We start from the raw sequence: 15,779 nt of genomic DNA on the forward strand, positions 1-15,779 counted from the left end.
TACCAGTTAAACCGTTATGTTGGGTAATCCGTCCCATTGAACATTCCAAGAGATGGTGTTAACATTTCGACCCAAGAAGGTTTATGTAATGTTTTCTAACATTCGAAGTTGTCAGAAGCACTTTCGACGATCAAATACTTGAAGTCTAGGGAGGCTGCCAGCAATGAATGACAAGGTAATGAGCATTGGTACTGTGTGCGACTTGACAGGATTGACGGAAAGACAGATTCGCTATTACGAGGAGAAGCAGTTGATTTTCCCTGTACGGACTAAAGGCGGGGCACGCAAATTTTCATTCGACGATGTGGAAAGAGTGAAGGAGATCAACATGAAGCTCAGGGATGGATTTCATACGATTGAGCTTAGAAAAGCCGGAAGGGCGTGCGGGGAATGAGGAGCGGCGGAGAGACGATGACAATAATGTCGCACATTATTGAGCTGAGAAGACGAATATGGCGGATACTCGCTGTCGTGCTGCTATCACTTGGAGTCGGATTATATGTATCGCCTAAAGTGCTTCGGTATTTAAAAAGCGTGCCGCCGGGCTCGGACATCACCTGGAACGTGTTCTCGCCATGGGATGGCATTCGGATGTACATGACAATTGCGTTTGTCTTCGCACTGGCGATATCCCTTCCCTTTATTCTGTATCAGCTGTGGAGCTTCGTGAGGAAGGGGCTGCATCCTGAAGAACGTTCGGCAGCACTTCGTTATGTCCCTTACAGCGTGGTCTGTTTCTTGATTGGGCTGGCATTCGGGTATATGATCGTATTTCCGATGAGCTTCGACTTCACTTCCAAGATCACGACAAGTATGGAGCTGGTGGAGACTTACGGCGTCGCGCAATATTTCGGTTTCATGTTCAATATCGTCATTCCGCTTGGCGTAGCCTTCGAGCTTCCGGTCGTTGTGATGTTCTTGACGAAGATCGGCGTGCTGACGCCGCAGGTGCTGCACAAGATGCGGAGGTATGCGTATTTGGTGCTTGTTATCGTGGCCAGTCTGATCTCGCCTCCAGAGCTCATCTCGCACTTGATGGTTTTCATCCCGCTTGTCATTCTCTATGAAATCAGTGTTGTGCTCTCACGCATCGTCTACGGGAGAAGAAGAATAAATGCCGGAGCTGAGGTTTCCGGCTCGTTATAAGAAGAGCGCCCCGCATTAATGACGGGGCGCTCATTGTTTATTCACGAATAATGTCCTGCTTCTTCCGCTGTTTCCGATACGCAGAGGGGTTGATCTTGAACAAGCGAGTGAAAGCGGATGAGAAGTAGTTGATGTTATTAAAGCCAATTGAGTAGGCAATATGCTCAATGGACAAATTAGTTTTGTCCAGCAGCTCGGCTGCCTTATTCATGCGTACCTGTATCAGAAACGCATGAGGCGATACCCCCGCGTGCCCTCTGAACATTTTCGTAAAATAACTGCGTTCCAAACCGAGCTGTGCTGCAATGATCGGGACAGATAATGGTTCAGCATAATTATCGGTGATGAATTGTATTGCCTTGGCGATATACACATCTGCAGTAGAGGTGCTCCGGGAGATCGGTTCGCGATACGCCGTGTCTTTCATGACAGTAGCAAACAATTGATAGATAAGTCCAGTTACCAGAAATTCAGTATAGGCTGGACTTCCTTGGATGTCGAATAACTGCTGGAAGAGAGAAGTGATAGCAGCTGGAGATTCATGCGTAATGACGGGGGCTTCCGGCGTAATGCCTGCAAACTGCGCTAACGAATCACGCTGGCTGACGTTGAAACCGATCCACATGTAACTCCACGGATCTTGCTGGTCCGCTTGATAGAATCCTATTTGCTGCGGATACAGGAGGAAGCTATCGTTCGCTTTCAATTCGTAGTTCGTATCATTCGAACGGTAGACGCCTTTGCCATGCTTCACGAAGACATACAAGTAGTGATCTCGTATAGCCGGTCCATACGAATGTCCGGGCAAGCAATCCGATTGTCCGTAGAAATGCAGATGAATGGGAGGAGCATGATGATTAAACACATATTGAGAAGCTTGGATGCGAATCACGCCCTCTTCGAGTAGGTAATCTTAGATTACCACACAAAAGTGTAAATTCACCACGCAATTGTTCATATACGGTTCCATCGATTCTGCATAAAATCAAGCTATAAACCGCACAAACGAGGAGAATCGCGATGACGAATTTATCGATGGGCAAACAAAAGCTGGAGTGGAACAGCAAGTATCTGACTGAGCTTCGTGACTCCAATGCATTGCTTGGAAATATCGATGCCCTAAAAAACAGATTGCATGAGGACGGCTATTTGCTGCTGCGCTCATTTCACGACCGTGATGCTGTTATGAGAGGCCGAATGGATATCCTGCAGCAGTTGTCAGAGGCAGGGTGCTTGAATCCTCATTCGCCAATGGAGGAAGGCAGGATTGGGCCGGAGAATCGCGCTTTGGGGCTGGATTATAAGCGGATGCCTGCGTTTCTCGATGTCGTCAACTCACCTAAACTGATGACGTTCTTCAATGAATTTCTGGGAGGAGAGTCGATCACTTATGATCATAAGTGGATTCGAGCCATTCAACGCGGAGCTAATACAGGCGCACATTATGATCGGGTGTACATGGGGAGAGGAACACAAAATCTGTATACGGTATGGACTGCGTTCGGTGATATAGCGAAGGAGCAAGGGACGCTGGCGATCGCGCTCGGGTCACAGCATTGGGACAAGGTGAAGAACACTTACGGGCAGGTTGACTCTGATTCAGGACCGGTTAAGGATTCGTTGTTCAGCCGCGATCCTTATGAGATTGTGGACAAATTTGGCGGTCGCTGGGGAACGACTGATTTTGAGGCCGGTGACATTATCATGTTCGGCATGTTTACGATGCATGCATCGCTCGATAATAATACAGATCGTTATCGGTTAAGCTCAGACACGCGCTATCAATTAGAATCTGATCCGAAGGATATGCGGTGGATTGGGAAAGATCCCATTGGTCACAAAGGTGCCGATTCATCGAATGAACGTAAGAAAACGATGGCTGAAGCACGTAAGGGCTGGGGGCTTGAGTAACAATGCTTGGTTATTGACCATGCACTTCGTTTATAATGAAAGAAGCGCCAATAGACGATGAGCAAGGTGAAGGAGAGACTCCGTTCATGTACGAAACAAAGACGAAGGAAACGGACAGCAGCGTTCTGGAGTTTATTGAGAATGTGGAGAGTGCAGCAAAACGCGAAGATGCCTATAGGCTGCTGGATATTTTTGCGGAAGAATCCGGATTTGAAGCGAAGATGTGGGGACCGAGCATTATCGGATTTGGTTCGTATCACTACAAATATGAATCCGGTCATGAGGGTGATGCGCCGTATGTGGGTTATTCGCCGCGTAAAGCCAAGATCAGCTTGTATTTTGCTCCGGATGACCCCCAGCGGGAAGAATTACTGCAGCGATTGGGCAAACATACGTCAGGCAAATCATGTGTCTACATCAATAAAATAGCCGATATTGATGTTCAGGTCATGAGAGAGCTTATCCAAAATACGCTCGCATATGTTCGTGAGAAGTACGAATGAATGAAGCGCCAGTAGTATCGCAATCCAACCTCCCATGCCGGTTAAGAGCCGCATGTGGAGGTTTTTTGCGCATCGTACCGATCTAACATGTCCCATAATTGCTCGGCAACAGTGCGCGGTGGCAGGGGCATCTTGTTTTTGATCCACCATTCCACTACTCCGACGTAGGCAGATAACAGAAACTGAGTGGCAACCTCTTTGTCACCTTCCTCGTAATTCCCATTTACTTTCAATCGTTCCACGATTCCGTCTTTGATCAGTTGAATCAATTGCTCTTGAAAACTTGTGATCCCTTTGTGCGTTAGGATGGTGTAATAGAAAGAAAAATGTGCTTCAAAGTAAAGAAACATCTGCAGAAGGGAACGATCAAGTTCTAATTTCTCTTCCGGTAGTTTGGATAGAATGCAAAATTTCATCATATTACCCAAATGAGCTTTGATCACTTTGTCGAGCAAATCAAATTTGTCCGAATAATGAAGATAGACGGTACCTCTGTGAATGTCGGCTTTAGTCGAGATATCGTTAATCGTTATTGCATCGAAGTCTTTCTCGGTCATCAATTCTATCAGCGCTTGATAAATGGCTTCCCTAGTCTTCATCGATCTTCTGTCTATTTTGGTCACTGTCACGTTAGAATGACCTCCCCTCACCTTAAGTTTCTGAACAAAATAGAACAAAGCGTCCATTACATGACACAATCAACTTGTTTGACGATTGAGATCGAGTGTGGACTCTTTATAATGTAAATCAATACATGCGAGTTAATCAACGGTTATCGTCTAATCATGTTGAAAGATAAACATGTATGTCAATACAAAATAGGGAAAGAGGCGGAGAAATGATGAAAATAGAAGTTTGGTCGGATATCATGTGCCCATTGTGCTATATCGGCAAAACGAATTTAGATAAAGCTTTAGAACAATTCAGTAAGAAGGATCAAGTAGAAGTCATTTATAGACCGTTCCAGCTATTTCCCGATGCTCCCAGCAATACGGGCCAAAATTATTATGAATGGACAGCCGAGATTCATGGCGGCGGAATGTCTTCGGACTTTGTAAAAGAAAGTAATCGAGCTGTGGTCCAAATGGGCAAAAATATTGGCCTGACTTATAATCTTGACACATTAATTCCGTCCAATACGACAGATGGACTGCGTGTGGCGATTTATGCACAGGAACAGGGAAAAGCAGTGGAATGGATGGCTGCCGTTTATAAGGCTTATTTTACGGATGCAATGAATATAAGCGACCATGAGACACTTGCCAAGTTAGCCGGGGAGAGCGGTCTTGATACCCGTGCAGTTCTTGCCATGTTATCGAGTGATCGATACAAGGAGACGGTTATACAAGAACGTCAAAACGGTTCCAGAAGGGGAATTACCGGAACACCGTTCTATATCTTTAATGATAAATATGCGATTTCGGGAGTAAGGAGCAGCGATAAATTCCTCGAAGTAATGGAACAAGTCTGGGAAGAGGAACATCCTCTGCAGCTGATTGACAATGGGGCAAACGGCAATTCGGGTGGCGGTATTTGCGGGGAAGATGGCGTGTGCAGCATCTAATATGGAACTGTTGGTATTATTCCCTCTATGCGACGTTCAATTCAGCGATGCATGGAGGGATCAAGGAGGATGAAGAGGATGAAGAAAACGGGATGGCAAAAAATTAGGCTGGCTATCGTTGTTCTCACACTAATCTTTGGTCTCACTGCTTGTACTAACGGCGCTGGGGAGAAGGGAACGAACGGAACGAACGGAACGCCATCCTCAAAACCGGATAACAGCAGCCCCGCAGCTTCGAATGATGAAACAGCAGTTGCAGATCCTGAGAAGCCGATTCCCATTCCCGACCCGAACAAACGCAGCACCGTTGTCTTCTCTATGTACGACTATGACCCCTATTATGAAGATGCGAAGAAAGCTTATGAGCATGAGCATCCCAATACGACAATCGATCTGCGTTACGTAACCAAAGAGTTTGATCCTTCCGGATTGCTGGTGGAGAAATTCAGAACCAAGACCGCGGCCGAATTCCTAAACGGTAAAGGTGCCGACCTGATTGTAATGGACGACCTGCCTGTCGACCATTATATAGGCAAGAATCTGTTAATGAATTTAAGCGAATGGATAGAGGGCGATCCCGCGTACCGGAAAACCGATTATTATCAAAACCTGCTTGATCATGTGAAGGAAAGCGATGGCAGCGTGTATGCCGTTCCTCTATCGTTTTATTTAACCGGGGTAATGGCGGATGAGAATGTACTTCGCGATACGGGCCTGCAGTTTGACGACAGCAGCTGGACTTGGGAGCAATTCGGCGGCCTCGTGCAGAAGCTGCCGCTTGCAAGTCAACATAAGTACGGCTACTTCGAGAAAGCCAAGACTTCTATGTTATGGCGTTTAGTCACATCTTCTTACTCGCAATATGTAGATCAGGTTAATCGGAAGGCCAACTTCGAATCCGATGCATTCATCGCGCTGTTGAACCAGATCAATCAACTGGAAGAGGATAAGGCGGTAACATTTGACGGCAAGGATTTAATCAAGGGGAATGTGTACTTTCAACCAACAGAAATTTATACCCTGTCGGATTATCGCGGGCGTCTGAATGAAAGCAAATTGGCAAATCCGAGGTTGTATCAATTGCCTAAATCCGAGGGACAGCAGGCTGGTGGTTTCTACGCACCGCTCGCCAATATTGCGATCAATGAGAACTCCGGCGTTAAACCTGAGGCGTGGGACTTCCTGAAGTTTCTGATGTCGGGCAAAGGGAGAACGTCGGCTAAGGAATTAACAGACTCTTCCTGGTACAGTGTGTTCCCCATATCCAAATCGGCATTTGAGGCACGGGCGTTGGAGGCGAAGAAGGAAGGACGTATCGAAGACGGGGAGATTCAGTTGTTAACCGAATTGATTGTAAAAGCTGCCAATCCGATTGTCATGCTTCCAGGCGAGATTGAACTTCTTCTCTTCCAAGAAGCACCGGCATTCTTCAGCGGTCAGAAGTCGGCACAAGCCGTAGCTGAATTGCTTCAGAACAAAGCGACGACTTACCTCAATGAATAGGCTTCGGTTTCGTCGTGGCTGGACAAGAGGAGACGGACCGGCAGCCTTGTTATTTCTGGCACCAAGCCTGCTTGGTTTCTCTATGTTCTATGTCATACCGTTTGTGCTCGGTGTCGGATATTCCTTCATGAACAAACCGGCCGGCGGGGTCTTCGTAGGTTTCGCCAATTATAAGGAGCTGCTCGTTAGCAGTTCCTTCCGCCGAGCAGTTATCAATACTCTGACGTTCACCGGAATTGGCGTTCCCACCTTAATCATACTATCGCTGCTATTGGCCATTCTGTTGAATCGGCGGCTATGGCTAAGGAACAGTTTGCAGACCGCATTCGTACTGCCCCTGGTCGTGCCAGTTGCTTCTATAGTAATGATTTGGCAGATATTCGTGGATTGGAACGGTACGTTGAACGCCTTGCTGCACGGCTTGGGCATACCGCGCATCGATTGGATGAACTCGAAAAGTTCCATGACGGTTTTAGTGTTTATCTTTATTTGGAAGAATATAGGATACAATATGATTCTCTTTCTTGCCGGGCTGCAATCCATTCCGCAGAGTTATTACGAAACAGCGCGTATCGAAGGGGCGAATAGGAGCCGACAGATGTTCTCCATCACCCTCGTGTATTTAACACCTACGATGTTCTTCGTCATTCTGATATCCATCATCAATTCCTTCAAAATATTTAGGGAAACGTACTTGCTCGCAGGCGATTACCCGTTCGATCGCATTTATATGATGCAGCACTACATGAACAACATGTTTTTCTCCTTGGACATCCAAAAGTTGACCGCGGCGGCGACACTTATGTTCGGCTGTATTTTCCTGCTGGTCTCCGGTTTGCTGGCGATCGAACGCCGCTTTCAGGATCATTTGGAGTAAGCGGGAGGGAAAGCACATGCGTACGATTCGCGGGCTTACAAATATTGCATTATTTATGTGGCTAGCATCCATGTCGACGATTCTGCTCATACCGATTGTACTGACAGTTGCAAATTCGCTGATGACGCCAAGTGAAATTGCTTTGAATTACGATTTGCTTGGGAAGATGACCGAGGCTTCAAGCCATCAGCGCGCCTTCGTCAATTTGAAAATCATACCGGATCAAGTTAGCTTTGAGCAGTATAAGACATTGCTCATCGAATCGCCAAGGTTTCTGCATATGTTTTGGAACTCGGCTGGCCTTGTCGCTCCGATCGTGTTTGGACAGACATTGTTCGCATCGCTAGCAGCTTATGCGTTTGCTAAGCTTCGGTTTCGTGGACGAGACGCACTGTTCCTGGTCTACTTGATGACGATGCTTATGCCGTTTCAGGTAACGCTTGTGCCTAATTATCTGGTTATCTATCGGCTTGGCCTCTTGAATACGTCGGCAGCGATTATCCTGCCAGGCATCTTCGGCGCGTTTGGCGTCTTCATGCTTCGTCAATTCATGGCGCAGATTCCATCCGCTTACATTGAAGCGGCCAAGATTGATGGTGCCGGACATGGCGCAATTTATGTCCGTATTTTTCTTCCTCTGGTTAAGCCGGGATTGGCTGCGCTGACGGTCCTGCTTTTCGTCGATTACTGGAACATGGTCGAGCAGCCGCTGATCTTTCTGGAGGATGCGTTCAAACAACCTTTATCCCTTTATTTGCTTCAAATCAGAAAGCAGGAGGTCGATGTAATCTTCGCCGCTTCTGTGCTGTATATGAGCCCGATGGTATTGCTATTCTTGTATGCCGAAACGTATTTTATCGCGGGTATCCAGCATTCGGGAATTAAAGGATAATCCGGTGGAGGTGGTCTGAGAATGGATTCAACAGCAGAGAGAACCTCCGCGGGGAGACGTAAGCGATTAATCCAGCTTATAGCATGTATTAGCGTTGTATCGCTTGTCTTATTGACCCTCTTCAGCAATACGCTTTACGGACTGACGCTGCCCAAAGTAACGACAGAGCAGCCTGTAGACGATAGGCTCGAGCCGGCCTTCGAGGGGGAGGCGGTTGTACGTTATGCCGTAAAGCTGGAACTTTCCAACCCGGGAGGCAGCAACGTTAAGGAAGTACTCATCAAGGAAGGCGATGTGGTGACGAAAGGGCAAGGTCTTGTGCGTTACGAGAATGACGAAGCTATGCGGCAGATCGAGGCTGGACAAGCTGCGCTGGACAAGCTGAAACTTGCGCTGCCGGCATTGCGTCGAATCTATATAGAAGCAACTCGGGCATCAGATTTGGCAGTGTTGGAAGATGCTCGCATCGCCTTGGAAAGCGCGAATATCGACATCGCCGCTCAGGAGAAAAGCATTCGAGCACTGCAGCATCAAGCAGAGAAACTAGAAGTGCTAAGAGCACCATTCGACGGTGTCATTATGGCCGTTCATGCCATTGCGGGTCTGCCCTCCGGAGTTGAAGCCGCGTCGGACATTCAGCTTGCCGATCTTGGTAAAGGGCTGCAGATCGAGACACAGGTTCCCACGTATCTAACGCTTTCACTCAAGATTGGTGATCCCATTGCGATGTCAGTCGGTGAAGGTGGACGCACCGTACAAGGAGAACTCGTTGACATCGGCGCATCCAGCTTCGCAGACAGCGGAAGGGCTGAAGTTCTTGCGCCGGGCGACGTGGTTGCTCCTGTCGATGATGCTCCCCCAACCATAAGTGTGCTCATCGGCTTAAAGGATACGAAACTTAGGGATGGCGAACAGATAACGTTTAAGCTGACGACTGAACATAAAGAAGATGGGGTAATCGTGTCAAGCGCGGCCGTACATTATGACATGGACGGTGCTTATGTCTTCATCGTTCAAAGGAGAGAAGGACCTCTCGGAAATGCCGCATATGTCCGCAAAGTTGCTGTCACTGTGGTTGCAGTAAACGGACATAGAACAGCGGTCTCAGAGGGATTATCGGGGGACGAAACCGTCATCCTGGATAGCAGCGAACCGCTTGCGGACGGGGTTCAAGTCCGCCCTTAGTGCCGACAGCGTCAATGTCGGCTCAAGCGGAGTTGGACGGCTAAACGTATAGTGATGATGACAAATTTAACCACATGACGATGTCATGTGGTATTCTTTTGTCTATATGATGTCTTTGGTTGTTAAATACGAAGTTCGAGGAATGATGGAGAGGAGTAATGGATATGACGAAATTCGGACTAATCAGACATGGAGAAACGGACTGGAATATCGAAGGACGAGCACAAGGTCAGAGTGATATCGCACTCAATGATGCCGGCAGACTGCAAGCGCATGCGTTAGCCGATCGATTGCGGAATGAATCGTGGGATGTGATTTTCTCCAGTGATCTGTCACGCGCCAAGGAAACAGCTGATATAGTGGCTAGGTTAATGGGGTTAACTGTTCTAACTGATAGTCGCTTAAGGGAAATGTATAAAGGTGAGATGGAAGGCACGACATTGAAGGAACGTATACAGAAATGGGGAGAACAGTGGGAGCGACTAGCCCCAGGATTAGAATCAGAAGACTCCATTGTAAGTAGAGGAACTTCGTTTATCATAGATACTGCCGATACCTATAAAGGTAAAAATATGCTGGTAATCAGTCATGGCGTATTGATTGGTTCAATTTTAAAGCATTTAATCCCTTCCATGGATACGAAGGTACATATTGATAACACCTCAGTTACGACGATTACTCGAAGTGGTTCGAAGTGGGAATGTGAATTGTTTAACTGCTCCAAGCACGTAGTTTAATAAAAAAATTATTGTAAATTATTGGAGGGATCCAGATGAAACCATTCCAAACATCGAAACGGGCCATTAGGCGATTCTTGCTGGAGAAGCAGCTGTTGCTTCAATCGTCTCAGCCATCACTAAACTCGAATGAATCGATGAAACAGCAGGTGCTTGATGTAATCAAACAATTAGAATGCGTACAGATCGACCCTGTAGCGGCGGTACGTGCGAATCAGCACCTCGCTTTGGCTGCGAGAATTCCCGGATATGAGCCTCGCTTCTTGAATGAACTGCTTAGCAGCAATGAGGTTTTCGAATATATGGCGAACGCGGCTTGTATTATTCCGATGACTGATTATCCGATCTTTGAACCTACAAGGCTGCGACTACGGGAGAATATTCAGCCTCGTATCGATCAAATCGCGCCTGTCATTGAACAGGTGCTGCAACGATTGGAACAAGAAGGACCGCTGTCTGCAAAATCATTCGAATCGAGCGAACGGGTACAAGGGTATTGGGATAAAGTCAACTCGAGCACGAAAGCAACCTCGCACGCATTGAATTTATTAACCGATGCTGCTCAGATTCGCATTGTGGGCCGTGAAGGGAACCAGCGCAAGTTCCATACCACCAGTCATAGTGTTCCTGCTCCGCTGATTCGGCAGGCGGAGGAGATGGACGAGCAGGAAGCGCTCGAAGCGATGATGATGAAGTATTTCCGCGCTTATCGCGTGTTTGAACCAAGCGATCCTCGGTTGGGTTGGCAGAAGCTGTACGCAAGCGAAAGAAGAGAAACGATCGAATCTCACATTAGAGATGGAATTGTATCGGCGGTTGAAGTCGAGGGATTGGACAAGCCCTATTACATCCTAACTGAAGATATGGAGCTTCTTGTTGCGCACGATGAAGCAGCTCGGAATCTGCCGCCGATTCAAGATGAAACTGATCTCGCTGTACACTTCTTGCCGCCGCTTGATAACCTATTGTGGAGCCGTAAACGGTTAACCGATCTGTTCGAATTTGAATATCGTTGGGAAATTTACACGCCAGCAGTTAAACGTACTTATGGGTATTATGCGATGCCGATCTTAGTGGGCGATCGGTTAATCGGCCGCATGGACCCGCGATTGGATAAGAAGCAGGGCCATTTGAAGGTGGAGTATCTTCAAATCGACGCAGAAATCGAATTCACGACTAAGCTTCGCGATCAAGTGTATGGTGCACTTGATACTTTCGCTAAGGCTCATGGAGCGACTACGGTATCCGTGGTCCGCACTTCTTTTGAATAGTTGCATTTTATTTAAAATTTTTTTGAAAATATAGTTTACCTTGCTACGGTTATTTGATACTATAAACGAAATGTTAAAATGCGATGAAGAGACGAGTAAATAAATGAAACCTTTCACAGAGAGCTCCGGCAGCTGCAAAGGAGCAAGGGTTCATTATTGAAGAAAGACTCTGAGCAGCACATCGGCAACCTACTGTAGGGGATGGTGTGACAGGAGCTCCTGTTACAGAGCTAGAGTATAAACATGACAGGTCATGTCGTACTCGAAGAGGCTGATTTGGCGACATGTCAGCGAATTTGGAGTGGTACCACGAGCGGACTAATCTCGTCTCCAAGACTTATTAAAGTCTTGGAGGTGGGATTTTTTTTATTGTTTCAGTGGAAACACCGCTCGTTCGAACGCATAAGGTACACCAAATCATACTTTAACGGATTATGAGAAACCATTCTGAAGGGGATTGAATTGCTAATGACTAACAAACTTAGAGTTGGTATTGTCGGAGGAACAGGCATGGTTGGCCAGCGTTTCGTACAGCTGCTGGATCAGCATCCATGGTTTGAAGTAACAGCAATTGCTGCCAGCAGCAGTTCGGCTGGTAAAACATATGAAGCAGCTGTACAAGGCAGATGGAAGCTGTCCGGTTCCATTCCGGATGCAGTGAAACAAATCGTCGTTCAAGACGCTTCACAAGTAGAAGAAGTCTCCGCTCAAGTTGATTTTGTATTCTGTGCCGTGGATATGAAGAAAGATGAAATTAAAGCGCTGGAAGAAGCATACGCACGTACAGGTACGCCGGTTGTTTCCAATAACTCCGCACATCGCTGGACGCCGGATGTTCCGATGGTCATCCCGGAAATTAACCCAAGTCATCTTGAGGTCATCGCAGCACAAAGAAAGCGTCTGGGCACTTCGACAGGTTTCATTGCGGTTAAACCAAACTGCTCGATCCAAAGCTATGTACCGGCGCTTCACGCATTGCTCGATTTCAAGCCTACTCAAGTAGTGGCTTCGACTTATCAAGCCATCTCTGGTGCGGGCAAGAACTTCACGGACTGGCCGGATATGTTAGATAATGTGATTCCGTATATTGGCGGCGAGGAAGAGAAAAGCGAACAAGAGCCGCTTCGCATCTGGGGAAGCGTTGAGAATGGTGAAATCGTGAAAGCGAGTGCTCCGCACATCACAACGCAATGTATCCGCGTTCCGGTAACGGATGGTCATCTGGCTACTGTATTCGCATCGTTCGAGGTTAAACCGGCCAAGGAAGAAATTCTTGCGCGTTGGAAGGAATATCAAGGACGTCCGCAAGAGCTCGGCTTGCCTAGTGCACCGAAGCAGTTCATCACGTATTTCGAAGAAGAGAACAGACCGCAAACGAAGCTGGACCGTGATATCGAGAACGGTATGGGCGTTTCGGTTGGCAGATTGCGCGAGGATTCCCTCTACGATTATAAATTCGTAGGTTTGTCGCATAATACGCTGCGCGGTGCAGCAGGCGGAGCGGTGTTAATCGCTGAATTGCTGAAAGCAGAAGGATATATTCAAGCAAAATAAGCAGCATAGCCATAAAGTAGAAACAGCAAGCACGCTAATGTGCTTGCTGTTTCTGCATGTATAGGACAATGATCAGTTGTAGCTCATCAGTACGAACATGGGTTGGTTATTGGAATCAACATCAATGGTCATTGCCTCATAATAGCCGTCTGTTATCGATCGCTGTACCGCTTGTGTGCGAAGATCAATCTTTACGACTTCGGTAACATACGATTTATTCCCATCTGGATTGTCCTGATTATGCGAGTAGCGGTCATTTTGGTTATTATGCAGTAAGAAATATAGATTCCCATCAAACATGCTGAGTTCTCCGAGATCGGCGTAATTTTGCCTGAAGAGAGTCGTTACGGATTCGCTTCTCAAATGAATCTTCAGAATGCGGTATCCTTGCAAGAGGTAGAGGTTATCGGATGGACTATCCAGGATATATGAATTCTCCCCTTGTGTCGTACGATCATAAATGCCATCTGGCGTAGAGCGCGGAAATGCAATCGTGCCCAGCCGTTTGCCTTGTCGGTCGAAACGTTCGAGGCGTCGGTCAAGCAGCACAATGACCTCATCATGGTACGGAATAATCCGCACATGGGCTTGCATGTTCTCATTCTCGCTCAAGTAGAAGGAGCGATATTGTTTCTTCTTTTCTTGGATCTGATACAACGAACCCAAGAGATAATACCAGGTGATCCCGGTATTCTTATCGTAATACCACTCTTGCTCATGAAAGTAAGGGTAGTCGACTTTGCCCATCTGTGCAGTGGACTGAAGGCCCTGTGACTTGACGTTGATCCGCTTCAAATCTTGATCAACGATCCAGGTTAACCCAGTGGAAGCGATCTGCAGCTGTTGTCCTTTGATCGTCAGCTTATAGGGAGTGGGTACATAGATGACAGCTGTTATCTCCAGCTTGTCATTCAGCTTTAATACCCGAGATGCTTCCGTATCCGTAACGATCCAACTGCCTTGCCATCGCATGAAATCTCTTGCACCGATGCCGCCGGCCGCTTCTCCAATCTTAACGGTCACCGTAATAGGCAGCTCTCCGATTTCGGTAAGCGCTCCTGATCGGTATTCATAGAAATGACGATCAATCAACACAAACCAAGTCGAACCCATCTTACGGAATGTTTTGGCATAGCTATAATCTTCTTCGCGGTAGATCTTATCTATGGCTTCATGAAGTTCCTGTGGAATTGCAGCGTTTGTGTTGTTTTCCTCGAAATGCCATTCCAGAATCGAATGACTAAACGTTGTGTAGGGTTTGCGATTCTCGTTCTTAATGGTGAAATTCTGTAGTGGGGACGACCTGATTGAACCCAGCTCAGCCTCCTCGGTATTAATAATATCGGGCCATGACAGGGAAATGATCTTGCCATTGTCCTCATACTCCACTTGCGAACCTCGAGATGCGATCCACGTGAGCCCGTTTGTCGGGAACTGCGTGAATTTAGGCGGGTATTTGGCAGTGACTGCGGTTACAGATACAGCTCCTGCTTCGAATTCGGAATCGGTTCGCACCTCATCTTGATACTGAAGAATTTCCAGTTTGTCAGGCGCTACATGAGTGAAGGTACGATTGTTGAATGCTTGCCATTCCTCCTGCCACAGCCTCGGTTCAACCGGAAGCATGCTGAGTTCATAGTTAAGGAATGACATGAATTCTTCACCGGCTTGGTTGCGAAATAATCCGATCAGCTGCGGAGAATCTTCTAAGAATGAGATCCGTTTCACTTGCATTAATTCATACCCGACATACCTTCTCACGAGATAATGGGGGTCTTTGAAGTAGACGATGCTGCTTCCTTCATCGAGGAATGTGTAAACCGTTGGTCCTTCCGGCAATAGAAAAACGCGATTATTCGTTAATACCTGTGTATCCGGTGATTTAGTCGAGATTTCGGGTGCTGTGGATTCCGTTGTTCCTCTATCGATGGTTTCCCAGCCATCGTGGGAAGGATCAAATGCTTCCTCAGAGAATCCTGATCCATTGCGTACTTTCAGAAGGAAGAGCCGTGGTTCTTCGGTAAGTCGAATCGACATTACTTCATGAGGTCCGAAGAAGAGATTCGTGTCCTCAATCACCACCGGGGCCGGTTCAATCCGAATGGCAAGCCATGCTCCGCTTGCGCTTGAAACTTCATCTTGTGCGTTATCTTCTGTCAGTTGAGCCCCAATAAGCAAAAAATCTCCGTTCAACCACGCTTCAAGCGGAACGGGAGTTTTCCATTCGTAAATAAGCTGCTTATTTGTGCCATCAGTTGAGTAGTAGAGTTGGAGGTTTTGCACGTAAATCATAGCTTGCTCATGCTTCCAGAGCACACGGGCATCCTTCGAGTCCGCCATAAATTCGCCTTCAAGAGGCTTCCAATCCGAGTTTATAGCAGGAGATGGTGATTGGATTTCGGCAGAGGTTGAAGTTGGATCTGTGATTGTTGTTTTCTCAGTAGTAGTGCGCTCGGTGATGGGGGGATTATCTTCGGACATCCCGTGAAAATAGAAGAATACGATTGTAAGGAAGGAAAGTGCGATGAAGGTGATAATGATGAGCATACGACTTTGTGGTTTCATAGGGCCACTCCTCAATGCTACCAAATAATCTCAATCATTAGACGTTATTTGGCCGGAAAAGTTGCTGGTTG

At 47.0% G+C, this 15,779-nt stretch carries 15 protein-coding genes and 1 other annotated feature; of the genes, 12 read left to right on the forward strand and 3 right to left on the reverse strand.

The genetic code is table 11. The annotated features are described in order from the left end of the window. Nucleotides 1-163 precede the first annotated feature (163 nt). The gene (locus AC0YNS_RS04845) at nucleotides 164-394 is read left to right on the forward strand and encodes a MerR family transcriptional regulator (protein WP_475779876.1); all 231 of its coding nucleotides are present in this window, start codon (nucleotides 164-166) and stop codon (nucleotides 392-394) included. Nucleotides 395-411: 17 nt separating this feature from the next. Further along, nucleotides 412-1,146: a twin-arginine translocase subunit TatC gene (gene tatC, locus AC0YNS_RS04850; RefSeq protein ID WP_475779877.1), complete on the forward strand. Its 735-nt coding sequence runs from the start codon at nucleotides 412-414 to the stop codon at nucleotides 1,144-1,146. A gap of 37 nt (nucleotides 1,147-1,183) precedes the next feature. On the opposite strand, the gene AC0YNS_RS04855 is transcribed toward tatC, so the two are convergent. After that, a complete protein-coding gene (locus tag AC0YNS_RS04855) occupies nucleotides 1,184-2,038 on the reverse strand; it encodes an AraC family transcriptional regulator (RefSeq protein ID WP_475779878.1) in 855 nt (284 codons plus the stop codon). Nucleotides 2,039-2,166: 128 nt separating this feature from the next. Between AC0YNS_RS04855 and AC0YNS_RS04860 the strand changes: the two genes are divergently transcribed. Both AC0YNS_RS04860 and AC0YNS_RS04865 read left to right on the forward strand, forming a co-directional pair. Beyond that, the gene (locus AC0YNS_RS04860) at nucleotides 2,167-3,057 is read left to right on the forward strand and encodes a phytanoyl-CoA dioxygenase family protein (protein ID WP_475779879.1); all 891 of its coding nucleotides are present in this window, start codon (nucleotides 2,167-2,169) and stop codon (nucleotides 3,055-3,057) included. A gap of 86 nt (nucleotides 3,058-3,143) precedes the next feature. After that, entirely contained in the window at nucleotides 3,144-3,560 is a 417-nt protein-coding gene (locus AC0YNS_RS04865) for a DUF1801 domain-containing protein (protein ID WP_475779880.1), read from the forward strand. A 41-nt stretch (nucleotides 3,561-3,601) separates the two neighbouring features. Here AC0YNS_RS04865 and AC0YNS_RS04870 read toward each other — a convergent pair whose 3' ends face one another. Next, nucleotides 3,602-4,189 carry a TetR/AcrR family transcriptional regulator gene (locus AC0YNS_RS04870; RefSeq protein WP_475779881.1) on the reverse strand — a complete coding sequence of 196 codons (588 nt, stop codon included), beginning with the start codon at nucleotides 4,187-4,189 and terminating at the stop codon, nucleotides 3,602-3,604. Between the two features lie 209 nt (nucleotides 4,190-4,398). Here AC0YNS_RS04870 and AC0YNS_RS04875 point away from each other — a divergent pair, with 209 nt between their 5' ends. The 8 genes from AC0YNS_RS04875 to asd all read left to right on the forward strand — a co-directional run bounded on the left by AC0YNS_RS04875 (nucleotide 4,399) and on the right by asd (nucleotide 13,143). After that, the gene (locus tag AC0YNS_RS04875) at nucleotides 4,399-5,124 is read left to right on the forward strand and encodes a DsbA family oxidoreductase (protein WP_475779882.1); all 726 of its coding nucleotides are present in this window, start codon (nucleotides 4,399-4,401) and stop codon (nucleotides 5,122-5,124) included. A gap of 78 nt (nucleotides 5,125-5,202) precedes the next feature. After that, entirely contained in the window at nucleotides 5,203-6,627 is a 1,425-nt protein-coding gene (locus tag AC0YNS_RS04880; RefSeq protein WP_475779883.1) for an ABC transporter substrate-binding protein, read from the forward strand. Then, nucleotides 6,620-7,504, forward strand: a complete 885-nt coding sequence (locus tag AC0YNS_RS04885; protein WP_475779884.1) for a carbohydrate ABC transporter permease — start codon at nucleotides 6,620-6,622, stop codon at nucleotides 7,502-7,504. The genes AC0YNS_RS04880 and AC0YNS_RS04885 overlap by 8 nt, the downstream gene beginning before the upstream one ends. Before the next feature lie 16 nt (nucleotides 7,505-7,520). Next, nucleotides 7,521-8,396 carry a carbohydrate ABC transporter permease gene (locus AC0YNS_RS04890; protein WP_475779885.1) on the forward strand — a complete coding sequence of 292 codons (876 nt, stop codon included), beginning with the start codon at nucleotides 7,521-7,523 and terminating at the stop codon, nucleotides 8,394-8,396. Nucleotides 8,397-8,417: 21 nt separating this feature from the next. After that, nucleotides 8,418-9,581 carry an efflux RND transporter periplasmic adaptor subunit gene (locus AC0YNS_RS04895; RefSeq protein WP_475779886.1) on the forward strand — a complete coding sequence of 388 codons (1,164 nt, stop codon included), beginning with the start codon at nucleotides 8,418-8,420 and terminating at the stop codon, nucleotides 9,579-9,581. 164 nt (nucleotides 9,582-9,745) lie between these two features. Beyond that, nucleotides 9,746-10,318 carry a histidine phosphatase family protein gene (locus AC0YNS_RS04900; protein WP_475779887.1) on the forward strand — a complete coding sequence of 191 codons (573 nt, stop codon included), beginning with the start codon at nucleotides 9,746-9,748 and terminating at the stop codon, nucleotides 10,316-10,318. Nucleotides 10,319-10,353: 35 nt separating this feature from the next. After that, on the forward strand, nucleotides 10,354-11,589 hold the full coding sequence (locus tag AC0YNS_RS04905) for a DNA glycosylase AlkZ-like family protein (RefSeq protein ID WP_475779888.1): 1,236 nt from the start codon (nucleotides 10,354-10,356) through the stop codon (nucleotides 11,587-11,589). Nucleotides 11,590-11,663: 74 nt separating this feature from the next. After that, nucleotides 11,664-11,924 (forward strand) — a binding site (T-box leader). A 133-nt stretch (nucleotides 11,925-12,057) separates the two neighbouring features. After that, nucleotides 12,058-13,143, forward strand: a complete 1,086-nt coding sequence (asd, locus tag AC0YNS_RS04910; protein ID WP_475779889.1) for an aspartate-semialdehyde dehydrogenase — start codon at nucleotides 12,058-12,060, stop codon at nucleotides 13,141-13,143. A 72-nt stretch (nucleotides 13,144-13,215) separates the two neighbouring features. On the opposite strand, the gene AC0YNS_RS04915 is transcribed toward asd, so the two are convergent. After that, nucleotides 13,216-15,708, reverse strand: a complete 2,493-nt coding sequence (locus AC0YNS_RS04915; RefSeq protein ID WP_475779890.1) for a hypothetical protein — start codon at nucleotides 15,706-15,708, stop codon at nucleotides 13,216-13,218. Between the last annotated feature and the right edge of the window lie 71 nt (nucleotides 15,709-15,779).

This window comes from Paenibacillus sp. J22FR21 (assembly GCF_056269135.1).